The sequence below is a fragment of the Afifella sp. YEN Y35 genome, assembly GCF_047553465.1.
Lineage (GTDB): Bacteria > Pseudomonadota > Alphaproteobacteria > Rhizobiales > Afifellaceae > Afifella > Afifella aestuarii.
This window is the reverse complement of the sequence record NZ_CP180203.1, coordinates 3429616-3447440: the sequence shown is the minus strand read 5'-3', so window position 1 is coordinate 3447440 and position 17825 is coordinate 3429616. Positions and strand designations below refer to the sequence as shown.

Annotated in this window: 11 protein-coding genes, 1 tRNA gene and 1 pseudogene; 7 read left to right on the top strand and 6 right to left on the bottom strand. The window is 65.9% G+C overall.

Annotation, left to right across the window (positions count from 1 at the left end; all coding sequences use genetic code 11):
* Positions 1–31: 31 nt before the first annotated feature.
* Together galE and ACK8CP_RS16345 are read left to right on the top strand one after the other, a co-directional pair.
* Positions 32–1018 (top strand): UDP-glucose 4-epimerase GalE, encoded by a 987-nt coding sequence (galE, locus tag ACK8CP_RS16350; protein ID WP_414832517.1) that lies wholly within the window; start codon positions 32–34, stop codon positions 1016–1018.
* Positions 1019–1247: 229 nt separating this feature from the next.
* Entirely contained in the window at positions 1248–2675 is a 1428-nt protein-coding gene (locus ACK8CP_RS16345) for a DUF459 domain-containing protein (RefSeq protein WP_414832516.1), read from the top strand.
* Between the two features lie 74 nt (positions 2676–2749).
* On the opposite strand, the gene ACK8CP_RS16340 is transcribed toward ACK8CP_RS16345, so the two are convergent.
* Together ACK8CP_RS16340 and gltB are read right to left on the bottom strand one after the other, a co-directional pair.
* The gene (locus ACK8CP_RS16340; RefSeq protein WP_234630207.1) at positions 2750–4189 is read right to left on the bottom strand and encodes a glutamate synthase subunit beta; all 1440 of its coding nucleotides are present in this window, start codon (positions 4187–4189) and stop codon (positions 2750–2752) included.
* A 247-nt stretch (positions 4190–4436) separates the two neighbouring features.
* On the bottom strand, positions 4437–9164 hold the full coding sequence (gene gltB / locus ACK8CP_RS16335; protein ID WP_234630389.1) for a glutamate synthase large subunit: 4728 nt from the start codon (positions 9162–9164) through the stop codon (positions 4437–4439).
* Positions 9165–9983: 819 nt separating this feature from the next.
* On the opposite strand from gltB, the gene ACK8CP_RS16330 reads away from it, so the two are divergent.
* Positions 9984–11048 (top strand): threonine aldolase family protein, encoded by a 1065-nt coding sequence (locus tag ACK8CP_RS16330; RefSeq protein WP_414832515.1) that lies wholly within the window; start codon positions 9984–9986, stop codon positions 11046–11048.
* A 114-nt stretch (positions 11049–11162) separates the two neighbouring features.
* Here the strand turns inward: ACK8CP_RS16330 and ACK8CP_RS16325 are convergent, their stop codons facing one another.
* Positions 11163–11645, bottom strand: a complete 483-nt coding sequence (locus ACK8CP_RS16325; RefSeq protein WP_414832514.1) for an Hsp20 family protein — start codon at positions 11643–11645, stop codon at positions 11163–11165.
* Positions 11646–11928: 283 nt separating this feature from the next.
* Between ACK8CP_RS16325 and ACK8CP_RS16320 the strand changes: the two genes are divergently transcribed.
* Complete coding sequence (locus ACK8CP_RS16320) at positions 11929–12351, top strand: hypothetical protein (RefSeq protein WP_234630204.1); 423 nt, start codon at positions 11929–11931, stop codon at positions 12349–12351.
* A 263-nt stretch (positions 12352–12614) separates the two neighbouring features.
* Positions 12615–13607, top strand: coding sequence for an alpha/beta fold hydrolase (locus ACK8CP_RS16315; protein WP_234630203.1), 993 nt, complete (start codon positions 12615–12617; stop codon positions 13605–13607).
* Here the strand turns inward: ACK8CP_RS16315 and hisN are convergent.
* Together hisN and ACK8CP_RS16305 are read right to left on the bottom strand one after the other, a co-directional pair.
* Positions 13573–14350, bottom strand: a pseudogene (gene hisN / locus ACK8CP_RS16310) (histidinol-phosphatase). The gene ACK8CP_RS16315 and the pseudogene hisN sit on opposite strands and share 35 nt — an antisense overlap.
* A gap of 340 nt (positions 14351–14690) precedes the next feature.
* Complete coding sequence (locus tag ACK8CP_RS16305; protein WP_234630201.1) at positions 14691–15587, bottom strand: N-formylglutamate amidohydrolase; 897 nt, start codon at positions 15585–15587, stop codon at positions 14691–14693.
* Positions 15588–15739: 152 nt separating this feature from the next.
* Here ACK8CP_RS16305 and cpdR point away from each other — a divergent pair, with 152 nt between their 5' ends.
* Together cpdR and ACK8CP_RS16295 are read left to right on the top strand one after the other, a co-directional pair.
* Positions 15740–16102, top strand: a complete 363-nt coding sequence (cpdR, locus tag ACK8CP_RS16300; protein ID WP_092813218.1) for a cell cycle two-component system response regulator CpdR — start codon at positions 15740–15742, stop codon at positions 16100–16102.
* A gap of 135 nt (positions 16103–16237) precedes the next feature.
* Positions 16238–16312 (top strand) — tRNA-Val (locus ACK8CP_RS16295).
* Positions 16313–16384: 72 nt separating this feature from the next.
* Here ACK8CP_RS16295 and ACK8CP_RS16290 read toward each other — a convergent pair.
* Positions 16385–17635 (bottom strand): glycosyltransferase family 87 protein, encoded by a 1251-nt coding sequence (locus ACK8CP_RS16290; RefSeq protein ID WP_414832513.1) that lies wholly within the window; start codon positions 17633–17635, stop codon positions 16385–16387.
* Positions 17636–17825 lie beyond the last annotated feature (190 nt).

Sequence of the window (17825 nt, the reverse complement as noted above, 5' to 3'; positions counted from 1 at the left end):
GTGAAGGCCAGAAGAAAGGGGACGGGCGCGCATGAGCGTTCTGGTAACGGGGGGCGCCGGTTATCTGGGCAGCCAGCTCGTGCTCGCGCTTCGCGACGAGGGCGAGAATGTCGTCGTCCTCGACAACCTGTCCACAGGCTATGAATGGGCCGTGCCCCGAGGCGCCGAACTCGTCATCGGCGATGTCGGCGACCGGCTTCTCCTCAACCATCTCATGCGCACGCGCCGCGTCGATGCCGTCCTGCATCTCGCCGGCGCCCTCGTCGTCGTCGATTCCGTCGCCGACCCGCTCGGCTATTATCTGAACCACTCGATCAAGACGCGCGAACTGATCGCCGCCGCGGTCGCCAACGGGGTCGAGCACATCGTCCTGTCCTCCTCGACCGCAATCTATGGCCACCCTGCCGAAAATCCGGTCCCGGAGACCGCGCCGCTCGAGCCGCTGACGCCCTACGCCGTCTTCAAGGCCTCGGCGGAGCGCATGCTCGCTGAGGCCGGCGCCTCCTACGGCCTCAAGAGCGTCAGCCTGCGCACCGGCCACATCGCCGGCGCCGATCCGTCGGGCCGCGTCGGCCATGCGATCGTCGGCGCCACCGATCTCGTCAAGATCGTGCTCGAAGCGGCCCTCGGCCGGCGCGAATACGTGCCCGTCTTCGGCACCGATTACGACACGCCCGACGGCACCGGCATTCGCGATTACGTCCATGTCGCCGACGCCGCCGATGCGCATCTCGCCGCCCTCGCTCATCTCCGAGCCGGCGGCGACAGCCTCACGGTCAATTGCGGCTACGGCCAGGGCCACAGCGTGCTCGAAGTGATCGACGCGGTGCAGAGGATCGCCGGCAAAGTGCTCGATGTGCGCGCCCGCGCCCGCCGGGCCGACGATATCGTCAGCCTCGTCGCCGATCCGCACCGCATCCTGAAGACGCTCGCCTGGCAGCCACGCTTCTCCAATCTCGAAACGATCCTGGAACACGCGCTCGCCTGGGAGGCCCGCGCCGCCATGCGCGCCGCCTGAGACGCAATCGCCGCCCTCTCACGGCCGGTTTCTCGCCCCGGCGTGGCACGGCGGCTTTTGCCGCGCCTGAAGCCACGCTAACATGGGCCCTCAAACGAGCGGCTTGAATGCCGCGCCGGTTCGCGTCATGTGCTGCGGCACGATGAACCCTCGGCGCGGAGCCGAAAGGCGCCGCCACCGTCGATCCCGGTGATCGACCGGACGAACCGGCCAGGCGCGGGAGCGTGAGATGCGCAGTTTCTTTGCAGGCTTCATGGTGGCGCTCGCCGCTCTCGCCTTTCTCGGCGCGGAGACGGAATTCGTCGCCTCGCGCGCCGCAGCGGCGGAGGCGATCGTCGTCGCCCAGAACGACCGCCAGCCGTCCCTCTTCCGCTTCCTGTTCGGCCCGCGGCGCAACGCCCAGCCGCAGCGCCAGGAGCCGCAAACGCGCCAGCGCGCCCCGCAACGCTCCGCCCCGAGCCGGTCCACGCGCCGTAGCACGCCCCGGGCGCCCGTGGAGCCGCAGGTCGACATCGTGGAGAAGGCGGAAGACGCAAAGCGCGTCCTCGTCGTCGGCGATTTCTTCGCCCGCAGCATCGCCAAGGGTCTCGACGAAGCCTTCGCCGAAAACCCGAAAGTCATGATCATCCAGGCCGCCAACGGCTCCTCGGGCCTGGTGCGCGACGATTTCTACGACTGGCCGGCGCGGCTTCCCGAGCTCATCGAAGAGCACAAGCCCGATGCCGTCGTCGTCATGCTCGGCGGCAACGACCGCCAGGAGATCGGCAAGCTCGCGGTGCGCGGCGACGAATGGAACGAGGCCTATGGCGACCGCGTCGCGAAACTCGCCAATGTCATCGCCGAAAGCGGCGAGCCCGGCATCTGGGTGGGCCTCGTGCCGGTCGCCTCCTCCGTCATGTCGCGCGATTACAGCGCCTTCAATTCCATCTACCGCGAGACCCTGGAAGATTCGCCGGTCAAATTCGTCGATGTGTGGAACGGCTTTGCCGACGACGAAGGCAAATACGTCTCCTCCGGCCCGGATATGAACGGCCAGAACCGGCAGCTGCGCGTCGGCGACGGGCTCAATTTCACCCGCGCCGGCCAGCGCAAGCTCGCCTTCTTCATCGAGCGCGATTTGCAGGAAATCCTGAAGACCGGCTCGCCGTTCCTGGCCGCCCTCGAGGAGGGCGAGGCGCCGGCCGAGAAGGAAGCCCGGCCTGCGATCAGCGCCATGATCCCGATCGACAAATTGATCTTGGGCAATGCCGGCGGCCTGTCCACCTACACCCCCCGGATCCGTGCCGAAGCGCCGACAGGCGCCGACAAGGAAGAGCCGACAGGCGCCGACGAGAAAGCGTCTGCACCCGAGGACGAAACGGCGGCGGACAAAGCCGTACCGCCCTCCTCGCCCGCCGAGGCCGCGCCGCAAAAGGTCGAAGACGGGGACGCCGAGCCGGAGGCGGAAGCCCTGCTCGCCAAAATGATCGCCGGCACGCCGCCGCCGGCCGGCCGCATCGACGATTACCGCTGGCCGCCGGAGCGGCGCACGCAACCGGTCAAAGCCGCCGACAAGGCGGCCGAAAACGGTGAAAGCGCCGCAGCCAAAACCTCATCTGACGCAACAGTCGAGACTCCGGACCCGGCCGAACGCGCAGCGGAAGCGACCGCCGAATAGACCTCACGCGTCGAAACGCGCCGAGGCCCCGGCCCTCGCTATATCTGAAGTCACATCGCCGCTTAGATCCGCCGTCACAGCGGCAGCGAGGTCTCGCCCATCAGAAACTGGTCGATCGAGCGCGCCGCCTGCCGGCCTTCGCGGATCGCCCACACCACCAGCGACTGCCCGCGCCGCACATCGCCGGCCGCGAACACCTTGTCGACGGAGGTGCGATAGCTCTTCTCATCGGCGAGAATGTTGGTGCGCCGGTCCTGCTTCAGCGCGCCGCCGAATTCCTTGACGAAGGTGTCTTCCAGCGGTCCGGAAAAGCCGATGGCGATGAAGGCGAGATCGGCCTTCAGGATGAATTCCGTGCCTTCGAGCGGCTGACGCTTTTCATCGACGCGGGCGCATTTCACGCCGGTCAGAACGCCGTTCTTGCCGACGAATTCGAGCGTCGCCGCCTGGAATTCGCGCTCCGCCCCCTCCGCCTGGCTGGAGGAGGTGCGAAGCTTCGTCGGCCAGTACGGCCACACCAGCGCCTTGTTCTCCTTCTCCGGCGGGCAGGCGCGGATATCGAGCTGCGTCACGGAGATCGCGCCCTGGCGGAACGCCGTGCCGACGCAGTCCGAGGCCGTATCGCCGCCGCCGACCACCACGACATGCCGGCGTCCGGCCCAGATGTCGTCGGGATGATCGATCTCCGGCACCGGCTCGCCGTTCACGCGCCGGTTCGACTGGATGAGATAGGGCATGGCGTAATGCACGCCGGTCAGATCCATGCCGCCGATGCCCGGATCGCGCGGCCGCTCGGCCCCGGTCGCGATCAACACCGCATCGTGCTCGTCGACGAGCTCCTTCATCGGCTTCGTCACGCCGATATTGACGCCGTAATGGAAGATGACGCCCTCGCCTTCCATCTGCGTCACGCGCCGGTCGATATGGTATTTTTCCATCTTGAAGTCGGGGATGCCGTAGCGGCAGAGCCCGCCGGCCTTCGGCTCGCGCTCATAGACATGCACGTCGTGGCCGACGCGCGCGAGCTGCTGGGCCGCCGCCATGCCGGCCGGGCCCGAACCGATGATGGCGATGCGCTTGCCGGTCTTTCGCTCCGCCGGCTGCGGACGGATCCAGCCTTCCTGAAACGCCTTGTCGGAGATCGCCTGCTCCACCGTCTTGATGGTGACCGGCACGTCTTCGATGTTGAGCGTGCACGCCTCTTCGCAGGGCGCGGGACAGATGCGGCCCGTCCATTCGGGGAAATTGTTGGTGGAATGGAGGTTGCGCGCGGCCTCCTCCCAATCGCCCTGCCAGACGAGATCGTTCCAGTCGGGGATCTGGTTGTGCACCGGGCATCCCGTCGGCCCGTGGCAATAGGGAATGCCGCAATCCATGCAGCGCGAGGCCTGCCGGCGCACCTCCGGCTCCGGCAAGGGCAGGACGAATTCCTTGAAATGCCGGATGCGGTCGGACGCCGGCTGGTAGCGCTGTTCCTGCCGATCGATCTCCAGAAAGCCCGTGACTTTAGCCATAACTACGCTTCACCCGTCATTCCCGCTGCCGCCCCGCACTCGTCGTGCCGAAAGCCCGCCGCCGGAGATCCCGATCCGGTCAGGCTTCATGCCGCAGCCTTTTTTGGATTTCCAGTTCCGCCTGGCAGGCAAATGCCCGCAGATCGGCCCCATGCCCCTACTCGCGCCGCCCTTGCTCGCGTGTCTCTCGTTGCGCGTTCCGCACCTGTCGTGATGGGCCGGCCTGGCGCCGGCCCCGACCTTTGCCTCACTCCGCCGCGATGCGTCGCCCGCCGCCCATGCGGCGTTCTTCCATCTCGACGAGGGCACGACGATACTCGACCGGCATCACCTTCACGAATTTCGGCCGGAAGTCCGCCCAGTTCTCCAGGATGTGCTTGGCACGCTTGGAGCCCGTGTAATGGTGATGGTTGGTGATGAGCGTCAAAAGCCGCTCCTCGTCATGCGTGTTCATGTTGGAGGAGACGTTGACGCGGCCGTGCCATTCCATGTCACCGCCATGGTGGTGCAGCTCTTCCAGAAGCGCCTCTTCCTCCGGCACCGGTTCGAGCTCGACCATGGCGAGGTTGCAGCGCCGTTCGAACGAGCCATCCTCGTCGAGCACATAGGCGATGCCGCCCGACATGCCGGCCGCAAAGTTGCGGCCCGTCTCGCCGATGACGACGACGATGCCGCCCGTCATGTACTCGCAGCCATGGTCGCCGCAGCCTTCCACGACCGCGATCGCCCCGGAATTCCTGACGGCGAAGCGCTCGCCGGCGACGCCGGAGAAATAGCACTCGCCCTCGATGGCACCGTAAAGCAGCGTGTTGCCGACGATGATCGCCTGCTCGGCCGGAAGCTGGAAGCCCTCCGCCGGCCGCACCACAATGCGCCCGCCGCACAGCCCCTTGCCGACGTAATCGTTGGCGTCGCCTTCGAGGTCGAAGGTCACGCCGCGGGCCAAAAACGCCCCGAAGGACTGGCCGGCCGTTCCCTTCATCTTCACCACGATCGTGTCGTCGGGCAGGCCCTCATGGCCGTAGCGCTTGGCGATCTCGCCCGACAGCATGGCGCCGACGGAACGGTCGAGATTGGCGACCTTCACATCGATCTGCACCGCTTCGCCGCGTTCGAGTGCGGGCGCTGCTTCCTTGATCAGCTTGCGGTCGAGCACCGTCTCGATCGGATGCTCCTGGCGCCGCGTCCAGCGAACCTCCTCGTCAGGCGCCTCCTGGCGATGGAAAAGCTTGGAGAAATCGAGCCCCTTCGCCTTCCAGTGCTTGATGAGCGGCATCGTGTCGAGCCGGTCGGAGCGTCCGACGAGCTCTTCGAGCTTGCGCACGCCCATCGCCGCCATGATCTCGCGCACCTCTTCGGCCACGAAGAAGAAGTAGTTGATCACATGCTCCGGCGCACCGCGGAAGCGCTTGCGCAACACCGGATCCTGGGTGGCGACGCCGACCGGGCAGGTGTTGAGATGGCATTTGCGCATCATGATGCAGCCGGCCGCGATCAGTGGCGCGGTCGAGAAGCCGAATTCGTCGGCGCCCAACAGCGCCCCCACGATCACGTCGCGTCCGGTCCTCAGCCCGCCGTCGACCTGCAGCGCCACGCGCGAACGCAAGCCCTCATGCACCAGCGTCTGGTGGGTCTCGGCAAGGCCGATCTCCCAGGGCAGACCCGCATGCTTGATGGAGGTGAGCGGCGAGGCGCCCGTGCCGCCGTCATAGCCGGAAATGGTGATGTGGTCGGCGCGCGCCTTGGCGACGCCGGCCGCAACCGTGCCGACGCCCACTTCTGCCACGAGCTTCACCGACACGTCGGCCGCCGGATTGACGTTCTTCAGGTCGAAGATGAGCTGCGCCAGATCCTCGATCGAATAGATGTCGTGATGCGGCGGCGGCGAAATGAGGCCGACGCCCGGCGTCGAATGGCGGACTTTCGCGATCACCGCATCGACCTTGTGGCCGGGCAGCTGGCCGCCCTCGCCGGGCTTTGCACCCTGCGCCACCTTGATCTGCATCATGTCGGAATTGACGAGATATTCCGTCGTCACGCCGAAGCGGCCGGAGGCGACCTGCTTGATCGCGGAACGCTCCGAATCCCCGTTCGGCTTCGGCACGAAGCGCTCCGGCTCCTCGCCGCCCTCGCCGGTGTTCGACTTGCCGCCGATCCGGTTCATGGCGACCGCGAGCGTCGTATGCGCCTCGCGCGAAATCGAGCCGAAGCTCATCGCGCCGGTCGCGAAACGCTTCACGATCTCCGCCGCCGGCTCCACCTCTTCCAGAGGCACCGGCTCGACGTCCATGGCCTCCGCCTCACGGATGCGGAAGAGCGAGCGGATCGTCAGCCGCTTCGCCGCCTCGCCGTTCACCATCTCGGAGAAGGTGCGGAAGCGGTCGAAACCTTCGCCGCGCACCGCATGCTGCAGATGCGCCACGGCATCCGGCGTCCACACATGGTCTTCGCCGCGCATGCGGAAGCCGTATTCGCCGCCGACTTCGAGCGTGCGCCTCAGAACCGGGTCGTCGCCGAAGGCAAGGCGGTGACGCCGTGCCGTCTCCTCGGCGATCTCTGCGAGGCCGACGCCTTCGATCATCGTCGCCGTGCCGAAGAAGAAGCGGTCGACGAAGGCCGAAGACAGGCCGACAGCGTCGAAGATCTGCGCACCGCAATAGGATTGGTAGGTGGAGATGCCCATCTTGGACATCACCTTCAAAATCCCCTTGCCGACGGATTTGATGAAGCGTTCCACCACTTCGCGCGCATCGACGACGTCCGGGAAGTCGCCGCGCTCATGCATCTGCGCCAAAGTCTCGAAGGCGAGATAGGGGTTGATCGCCTCGGCGCCGTAGCCGGCGAGCACCGCGAAATGATGCACTTCGCGCGCCTCGCCCGTCTCCACCACAAGGCCGACCGAGGTGCGGAGCCCCTTGCGGATCAGGTGATGGTGCACGGCCGCCGTCGCCAGAAGCGCCGGCATGGCGATGCGCTGCGGGCCGACCAGGCGGTCCGACAGGATGATGATGTTGTAGCCGTCGAGCACCGCCCGCTCGGCGCGCTGGCACAGCCGGTCGAGGGCGTCTTCCATGCCGTCGGCGCCGAGGCTCGCATTGTAGGTGATGTCGAGCGTCTTCGTCTGGAAATGGTTGTCGGCGATGTCACCGATGCCGCGGATCTTTTCGAGATCGGCATTGGTGAGGATCGGCTGACGCACTTCGAGCCGCTTCCTCTCCGACAGGCCTTCGAGATCGAAGAGGTTCGGCCGCGGCCCGATGAAGGAGACGAGGCTCATGACGATTTCCTCGCGGATCGGATCGATCGGCGGGTTCGTCACCTGGGCGAAGTTCTGCTTGAAATAGGTGTAGAGCAGCTTCGGCTTGTCGGAGAGCACGGAGACCGGCGTATCCGATCCCATCGATCCGATCGCCTCCTGCCCGGTCACCGCCATCGGCGCCATCAGGATCTTCAGGTCTTCCTGCGTATAGCCGAACGCCTGCTGGCGATCGAGCAGCGAGGCAGCCGTCGTCGGCGCGCGCGAGGCGACCTCCGGCATGTCTTCCAGAACGATCTGCGTGCGGGCGAGCCACTGGCGATAGGGATTGCCTTCCGAAAGCCGCGCCTTCAGTTCGCCGTCGTCGATGATGCGGCCTTCCTGAAGATCGATGAGCAGCATCCGACCCGGCTGCAGCCGCCATTTGCGCACGATCGAGCTTTCGTCGACCGGCAGGACGCCGGCTTCGGACGCCATGATGACGAAGCCGTCGTCGGTCACGACATAGCGCGCCGGCCGAAGCCCGTTGCGGTCGAGCGTGGCACCGATCTGGCGTCCGTCGGTGAAGGCGATCGCCGCCGGCCCGTCCCACGGCTCCATCAGCGCCGCATGGTACTGGTAGAAAGCCCGCCGCTTCTCGTCCATCAGCGGATTGCCGGCCCAGGCCTCCGGCACCAGCATCATCGCCGCATGGGCGAGTTCGTAGCCGCCGATGGTCAGGAATTCGAGCGCATTGTCGAAGCACGCCGTGTCCGACTGCCCCTCATAGGAGATCGGCCACAATTTATCGATGTCGTCGCCGAGAAGCGGCGAGGAGATCGACGCCTGGCGGGCCGCCATCCAGTTGACGTTGCCTCTGAGCGTGTTGATCTCGCCGTTATGGGCGACCATCCGGTAGGGATGGGCGAGCTTCCAGGACGGAAAGGTGTTCGTCGAGAAGCGCTGATGCACGAGGGCGAGCGCCGAGGCGAAGCGCGGATCCGACAGGTCCTTGTAATATTCGCCGAGCTGATGGGCGAGGAACATGCCCTTGTAGACCGCGGTGCGGCTCGACATCGAGACGATGTAGAAGCCTTTGTCGCGTCCGTCGCTCTCGTGGAAGATGCGGTTGGAGATGACCTTGCGCAGAATGTAGAGGCGACGCTCGAAATCGTCGCCCTCGAGCCCGTCCGCCGCGCCGATGAACACCTGCCGGTGCACCGGTTCCGCCGCGCGGATCTTCTGCGCCTTCGACAGGCAGGAATTGTCGACCGGCACGTCGCGCCAGCCGAGAACCGTCTGGCCTTCCTCGGCCACCACCTGCTCCACGACGCCTTCCAGATGCCGGCGCAGCTCCGCGTCCTGCGGCATGAAGATGACGCCGACGGCATAGCGGCCGAGCGGCGGCAGCGAAAAGCCATGGGCCTCCGCTTCGCCGCGGAAGAACGCGTCCGGCAGCTGGACCAGCATGCCCGCGCCGTCGCCGACCTCGGGGTCGGCGCCGACAGCGCCGCGATGCGTCAGATTGTCGAGAATCTTGAGCCCGTGCTCGACGATCGTGTGCGAAGGCCGCGCCTTCAGATCGGCGATGAAGCCGACGCCGCAGGCATCGCGCTCGCCGCGCGGATCGAGAAGACCTTGGCCGGCAGCCGGCGTTTTTCGCGTTCCGCGCACGCGCTCCGCGCGCTCAAACGCCTGCGCCGCTGCGCGCATCCGCTCGCTCTTGAGGTGAGGTTCCATCGTCACGGCCTGCCTCCGCCATCTCGCCCCGCTGCGAAACCGTTCGTCTCGGGGCACCTCTTCCGTTCGGGTCGCACGCCTCGTTCAGGACATGCGGCTCGAGCAATCGGCTTAACGCCTAAGCTCATACTTAACTGGTTGGGCACATTAGGGTTGAGCGGAATGCCCTTCGCTCGGCCCTTGCATGCCCCGTCTTCGTCGTCGGCGATCTCGGGACCGGCGCCCTCCACCAACTAGGACAGAAGACCTGTCCTATTCATTCACCATCTCAAATTTTGCAAGAGACGACAAGTCGACTCTCCGCACCGTTCGAAGGCCGAACGGGGTTGTTGCGTCGTCGCCGGTGCCGCAGGGTGAAATCCGTGGCAAGCTTCGCCGTCGCGGAGAGAAGCTTCACGGCCGCGGCTGGGCAGCTTTCGCCAACCGTCTATGCCAGAATTTCCCGCCTCGTCAAAGGAGAGATGGGACTTCGCCAAAATTCCCCGATCCTGAATGACTTCTCCTGCCGCCTTCCTCGCGGGCTCGTCTGTCAAAGCCCGAAGCGGAGACTTGACCGGCCGCGCGGGAGCCTGCGGGTGCGGCCGGGCTTTCGCACATCACCTTGAGGAAGGCGCCGGCAACGCCGCCCGAAGCAACAGAGAAACAGCCGAGAGACAGCCGAGAAACATCGAGAAAAACCGCCCGCGATCGACAGAACTCTCCAAGGCCCCGTTTCCTGCCGCGTAAACCTCGAAACGGCGGCCCCGGGAGCCCCCTTCCCGGCGTCGCAGGCCGCCGCGCCCTCTTGCGCAAGACGCGCGCCGGCCCTAAGCCGCCAATATGCAGTTTGCCAGCGACAATTGGTCCGGCGCGGCGCCGGAAATCGTGGAAGCGATCGCCCACCAGGCGGCCGGCCATGCCGATGCCTATGGCGTGAGCGCCCTCGACCGCGCCGTCGAAGACCGCTTCAACGCGCTTTTCGAGCGGGAAGTGGCCGTTTTCTTCGTCGGCACCGGCACCTCGTCGAACGCCCTCGCGCTCGCCGCGGTCAACAAGCCCGGCGGCGCCGTCTTCTGCCACCGCGAAAGCCATATCGTCGTCGACGAATGCGGCGCGGTGGAATTCCAGACGGGCGGCGCCCGCCTGATGCAGCTCGACGGCCCGCTCGGCAAGATCGATCCGGGCGAGTTCAAGGATGCCGTGTCGCGCTTTTCACCGGATTTCGTGCATGCCGGCCAGCCGATGGCGCTGTCGCTGACGCAGGCGAGCGAGGTCGGCACCATCTATACGCGCCAGGAGGTCGAGGCGCTGACGGCCATCGCCCATGACCGCAGCATCCCGGTTCACATGGACGGCGCGCGTTTTGCCAATGCGCTCGTCCAACTCGGTGAGAACCCGGCCGACATCACCTGGCGCCAGGGCGTCGACATTCTTTCCTTCGGCGGCACCAAGAACGGCTGCGTCTCCGCCGAGGCCCTCGTCTTCTTCGATCCGAAGATGGCGGCCGAGCTTCCCTATCTCAGAAAGCGCGCCGGCCATCTCTTCTCCAAGACCCGCTTCATCGCCGCCCAGTTCCAGGCCTATCTCGCCGACGATCTGTGGCTGCGGCTGGCCACCCACGCCAATGCCATGGCCGAGCGCCTGCGCGCCGGCATCGAAAGCTCCGACGAGGCCCGCCTCGCCTGGCCGAGCGAGACCAATGAGAGCTTCGCCTTTCTGGGACGCGAGCGGGCGAGCTTCCTGCGCAAGGCCGGCGCCGTCTTCCTGGAATGGCCGCGCCCGCATGGCCTGAAGATCGAGGCAGGCGAAGACGAAATCCTCGTGCGCCTCATCACCAATTTCCAGACCAGCGAAGACGAGGTCGACCGTTTCGTCGAACTCCTCCGCGCCGATCTGAGGGGCTAGCCGCAGATCCCCCGCGCGCGGCTCGCGCGATCGGACCACAGAAAATCAGACCATAAAAAAGGCGCCCCTCGCGGGGCGCCTTCGACCGATGACTGGAGGTCGGGTCGGGGGGTGTCAGGCGGCCTTGCTGGTCGAGATCGACGGATCGATCTGCTTTTCGGATTTGTCCGAACCGCTGATCGCAATCTTGCGCGGCTTCATGGCCTCCGGAATCTCGCGCACGAGATCGATGTGGAGAAGGCCATTCTCGAGGGTCGCGCCGGTCACCTCGACATGGTCGGCGAGCTGGAAGCGGCGCTCGAAGGAACGTGCCGCGATCCCGCGATAGAGAATTTCGCGTTCGCGCTCGTTTTCGTCTTCGTTGCGCTGCGCCTTGATCGTGAGAATGTTCTCTTTCGATTCGATGTCGATATCGCGCTCGCCGAAGCCGGCCACGGCCATCGTGATGCGGTAGGCGTTCTCGCCGGTCCGCTCGATGTTGTAGGGCGGGTAGCTCTGGCCGCCGTTTTCCGAGCCTGCCATGGAATCGAGCATGTTGAACAACCGGTCGAAGCCGACGGTCGAACGGTAAAGCGGGCTCAAATCATACTGACGCATCTGAAGTCCTCCATTGAAGCGACATTCTGGGGAGGAAAAGACGGCCTCTTCGAAAAGCCGATCCGCCCTTTCCGCGGGACCCTTTCGGCGTCCCGATCGAGAAATGGGAACTCCCAAAATCCCTTTCAAGCCTTTTCGTGCAGCTCCCGAAAATCGCGGTTTCCCGGGCTTTCGCCGCTGAACGCCAGATGAACGGCCGGTTCTGAACGAGTTCAGTGAGCTCCGCCTAGTCTCCAAACATCGATGGAGGGCAGCCCCTCCGCATCACTGAGGAGACGAAGCCATGAAACTCAACATTCTCGCCGCCGCCGGTCTTGCGACGCTCTCGTTCCTGCCGCTCGCAGCCGGCGCCAGCGCCGCGCCGATCGCCGCCGCCGGCCAGGCCGGCATCACGGCAGAACGCAGCGATGCCGTCACCAAGGTCGATTATCGCGGCCGCGGCTGGCGCCATGACAACCGCCGCCACTGGAACCAGAAGCTCAGCACGCACCGCATCTCGCGCAAGCTGCGCCGCCAGGGCTTCACCCCGGTCCGCTATTTCGACACCCGCGGTCGCGTCTATTCGCTCGCCGCCCGCGGCCGGCGCGGCGCCCCGGTCATGCTCCGGGTCAACGCCTATAACGGCCAGGTCATCAGCGTGAGCCGCATCGGCCCGAAGCACCGCGGTCCCGATCGTGGTCACCACGGCGGCTGGCGTCACCGCTAATCCCAAAACCGCTCCGGCACCCTCGACGGAGCCTCAGAGATCGGGCGCTGCATCTGCCCCCTCCAGCGTCCGGTGACGGAGCCGGCGGCCTTCGGGTCGTCGGCTCCCCTTTTCGGGGCGCGCGCATGGGGCACCATCCCATCAGACGCCATCCCATCGGACGCCATCGCGCCGGGGGCCGCGCCGGGCGCCCCATCGGGAACCAACGCCGCTGCTTGCCGCCCGACCCACTTCCCAGTATCAGCGCTGCGGGAGGCGCAGCCTTGGCCATTCTGTTTGAAACCGAGCAAAATCCGATCCCGGACGGCACGAACGCCGAATTCGTGCTGACGCCCGATGGCCGCAAGCTGCGCACCGCCTGGTGGCATCCGGCGGCGTCGGCGAAGCGGGGCACAATCCTCGTTCTCCACGGCCGGGCGGAATGCATCGAGAAATATTTCGAGACCGTGGGCGAATTGCGCCGCCGCGGCTATTCCGTCGTCACCTTCGACTGGCGCGGCCAGGGCGGTTCCTCGCGCAGCCTGCGCGATCCGCGAAAAGGCCATGTCGACGATTTCTCCGAATATCTCGTCGATCTCGAAACGGTGATGCGCGAGGTGGCGCTCGCCCGCTGCCATCCGCCCTACAACATCCTCGCCCATTCGACCGGCGCCGCCATCGCGCTCCTTTATGCCGCGCGCGCCCGCACCCAGGTGGAGCGCATGGTGCTGACCGCGCCGCTTCTGGCGCTTTCAGGCGGGCGCACCCATTTTCTGCGCGTCGTCACGGGCATCCTCAATTATCTCGGCCTCGGCGAGATGTATGCCGGCCCCTTCCGCGGCAATCTCGTTCAGCTCCGCCCCTTCGAGGGCAACCGCGTCACCTCCGACAAAAGACGCTATGAGCGCGTCCGCGAATTGATCGAGGCGCATCCCGAGCTCGGCCTCTCCGGCCCGACCTTGGCCTGGGTGCATTCGGCCCTGCGCGCGGCGGAATTTCTCGCTCTGCCGGAATTTGCCGAACGCGTGCCGCTTCCCGTCCTCATCGCCATGGCCGGCCAGGAGAGCATCGTCTCGAACCGAGCGATCGAGGATTTCACCCTGCGCATCAAGACCGTCGGCAATGTCCGCATCGCCGGCGCCATGCACGAGATCCTTCAGGAAGACGACCGCTACCGCGAGATCTTCTGGGCCGCCTTCGATGCCTTCATCGGCGAGCCCGACGAGGCCTGGCGCGCCGTGTTCACGTCGCCAGGAGCGCCTCCACCTCAGGCCTGAGGCGCCTGTCGCCGAGCGCCAGGATCTGCCCGCCGCCCGCCGCCGGCCCACCGGTCCAGCTCGTCACCGCGCCGCCCGCACCTTCGATGATCGGGATGAGCGGGGCGATGTCGTAGGGCTTCAACCCGGATTCGACGACACAATCCACGCCGCCCATCGCCACCATCGCATAGGCGTAGCAATCATAGCCGTAGCGCGTCAGCCGCGCCCGGGCTGAAAGCCGCTCGAAGGCCGGCCTTTCCGCTTCGCTGAAGAGATTGGGATCGGTCGTGGAAATATGCGCGTGGTCGAGCGCCGCGCAGGCGCGCACCGTGATCGGCCGCGTCTGTCCGCCGCGCGCCAGAAAGCTGCCGGTCTCCCCCGAGCCGAAAAAAACGCTCGCCGACATAAGGCTGCGACATCATCCCGGCCGCGGGCTTGCCGTCGATCAGAAGACCTGTGAGGCAGCCCCAGAGCGGCAGGCCGCAGATGAAGGCGCGCGTGCCGTCGACGGGGTCGAGGATCCACACATGCGAGCGGTCCTCGCCTTCGGCGCCGTATTCCTCGCCGATGATGCCGTGCTCGGGATAGGTCTTGCGGATGAGATCGCGCATGGCGCGTTCGGCGCCGCGATCGGCCTCCGTCACCGGGTCGAAGCCCGCCGCAAGCTTGTTGTCGACGGCGATCGCCGCGCGGAAACGCGGCAGGATCGCATCGGCCGCCACGTCGGCGAGACGGTGCAGGAAGGGGAAAAAGCTTTCCATGGAATGCATAGCAGGGTTGCCGTTTTGCCACTGTGTGGAAAAAGTTGTTTTAAATCAGAGGGTTGATGAATTACCCAAAACGTTTGCATTGCCGCTCAGGGTGACTATATCGGAACCCGACGGACAATCTGTGCCGTAAGCCTCTTGCATCTTGTGCAAAGCAGCATAGATTGTGCGTTGCGATACGTTGTATCGCAGCCCTCATTGGGCGTTTCCTCCCTAGACTTGGCCGCACCTCGGTGCGGCCATTTTTCTTTCTGCCCCTGCCGTTTTCGAAGGCGTGGCGCGTTGGGAGGCAGACCGTTTCGAAGGCCGCATCCGCACGAAGACCTGTCACGATTTATTCCGCCGCCTCGTCGAAGGCGATCGGCGGGGCGATCGAGACGCCCATCAGGGCCTCGGCCAGATCCTCGACGAGAGCTTGCACGCTCTCGAAGCCGTCGTGGAGGCGGATCGCCTCTTCGTCCATGTAGAGCCCCCGGTTCACTTCCACCTGCATCACATGCAGTCCGGTCTGCGGACGCCCGTAATGCTCGGTGATGAAGCCCCCGGCATAAGGCTTGTTGCGGGTCACGCAATAGCCGCGCCGCCGCAGCATCTCCACGGCCTGATCGGTGAGTTCCGGGGCGCAGCTCGAGCCGAAACGATCGCCGATGACGAAATCCGGCCGGATGCCCGGCGCGGCGTTGCGCGCCGACGACGGCATCGAATGGCAATCGACGAGAACGGCGTAGCCGAACTGCGCATGAATGGTCGCAAGCCGCTGCCGGAGCGCCTCGTGATAGGGGACATAGATCGCGTCGATGCGCTGAAGCGCTTCGGCGAGCGCGATCGGCCCGGCATAGATCGCCCGGCCTTCGGAGACGATGCGCGGCACCGTCCCGAGCCCGCCCACCGCTCTGATCGATCGGCTGTTGGCGTAGCCCGGAAGCGGCTCGCGAAACATTTTCGCCTCGAGCTCGTAGGGCTCGCGGTTCACATCCACATAGGCGCGCGGATAGACGGCGGAGAGAAGCGGCGCCCCGCGTTCCGCGACGCCCGCAAACAGCATGTCGATCATGAAATCTTCCGAACGCCGGATCTCCGTCGCATCGAGCTGCGACTGGGCGAGAAAACTCTTCGGATAGAAGCGTCCGCTGTGCGGGGAATTGAACAGGAAGGGCGAGACGGGGTCGGAGCGACCCAACAGGCTGAAAGGCCGCAGGGGCGGCAGCTCGTCTCCCACGCGCTCGTCCATCAAAATCCTCTTGTCATATGCGGATATGTTGCCGATCTGCCGCGCCCCTGTCCATAACGAACCGGCCCCGTCATTGTCTCCGGGCCGCTTACCCGATATTTACCGAGCGGGCTCACAACGGACGGGTTCAAGACGGAAGGCGCTGGAGAAGCATGCGAGGTCGAATCCTGCTCGCCGAAGACGACGAAGACATGCGTCGTTTTTTGACCAAAGCTCTCGAACATGCGGGTTATGACGTTCTCGCGTTCGACAATGGTCTCTCGGCTTACAATCGATTGCTCGACGAGCCTTTCAATCTGCTTTTGACCGACATCGTCATGCCGGAGATGGATGGCATCGAGTTGGCGCGCAAGGCGTCCGCGCTCGATCCCGATCTGCGAATCATGTTCATCACCGGCTTTGCCGCGGTCGCCCTCAACCCGGACATGGCCGCGCCCCAGGATGCAAAAATCCTGTCGAAGCCGTTCCATCTGCGCGACCTCGTCAACGAGGTCGATCGCCTGATCGCGGCCTGAGAGACGGGCCGGCGGCGCCGGGGCCGCAAACAATATCTTGAAGCGGGGTCAAGAACTCTGCCCTCGGGGCCTTGCACGGCCGAAACGCAGAGGATATATCCCCGCGAGTCGCCTTCGGGCGGCACCCCTTTGGAAGGGCGCGTAGCTCAGCGGGAGAGCACTACGTTGACATCGTAGGGGTCACAGGTTCAATCCCTGTCGCGCCCACCATTCCATCGAAAAACTCAGGCCGAAACTTCAAGCCTTTGTTCCCGCCGACATATCCGCGGCGGCCTCGGCCCGCTATGCGGCCCGCCTTGCTGCCCCCCTTGCCGCCATGGCGGCAGAGCGCTCCGTCAGCCACCAGATCAGCGCAAAGAGCGCCACCAGCGTCAGGCCCGCCAAGGCCGGAAGCGCGTCGGGTTTCGCCACCTCCCCCGCCCCATCCGTCGCCAGCAATTGCGGCACCGCCTCGACGAGCCAATAGCCGCAGGTGATGAAGCAGAGCGCAAACAGCGCCCCGATGGCGCCCTTCCCCGCCGTGCCGAGGAGATCGGGCAGAAGCAGCGCCAGCCCGACCCCGAGCAGGCTCAGATCGTAATCATAGGCGTAAGGGGTGATGAGGAGCGAGGCGACCGCCGTCACACCGAGGCTCTGACGCAAGGTGAAGGCCCCGAACGTCACCCGGACGATCGCCGCAAGCCCCACGAGCGCCGCCAGCCCCTGCGCCGCGAAGGCCGGCGCCACACCGAGCCCGAAACTGCGCGCCGTCGCATAGATCGACACCATGCGGTGGAGCGGAAAGACCCCCTCTTTGAGAAAGCTCCCGGTCTCGCGCGTAGCCTCCAGAAAAGCCGCCCAGATGCCGGCGCCGAAGCAAAACGTGGCGGCGAGACAGGCGGCCGCCACGGTGAGCGCGGCAGCCACCGCCGCCGCGAACCGCCGGGCAAGCAGCGTCCTGACCGCAAGGCCGGCGGCAAGATGCGGCTTGATGATCATCAGCCCGAGCGGCACGCCCGCCTGCCATCGCCGCCTTTCGAAACCGAGACAGGCGAGCGCGATCAGCGCGCCCGTCAGAAAGCCGTTCTGCCCGCCGCTGATGCCGATCCCAAGGGCGGGAAAGATCAAGATCGCCACCAGAGCAAAATTTTCGCCCGCCAGCCGCTTGAGCGCGAAGAGATAGAGCGCGAGCGAGCCGCCGACGAAGACGAGATAGGCGGCACCGGCCGGCAGAAGCCCGAGCGGCGCCATGACGAGGTTGAAGGGCGGCGGATAGGCCCAGGTCATGGCATCGAGGCCGCCGCGCGCCTGAAGGAGCGGCCAGAGGCTGTCGTGCCGATACGCTTCTTCGAGCCGCCCCGCCCAGACGAGGCGTGCGACCATGTGGAACATGTCGAAATCGACGAGCCGCGCCGGCCCCTCCGCCTCCGCGGCAACCGAAAACCGATAGGCGCGGCCGAGCGTCGCCGCCGCGAGAAGCGCCAGAATGGGCGCCTGAAAGCGCCGGAAGCGGGCGCCGATCTCCTGGCCCGCGGGCATCTCACCGCCGTTCATCCCCGGCCTCCCGGCCACCGCATCCGCTGCATTTCCCCGCCTGTATTCCCCGCCGGCATCTCCGCCTCTGCGTCCCCGACACGCCTCTCACCGCCGGGCTTTTATGTGGACCCCACCGTTAACACCCGCCTATCGGCGCCAGGCCCAAAGACGAAGCGCCGGGCCCCAGGAAAAAGCCGCGAGCCCCGGC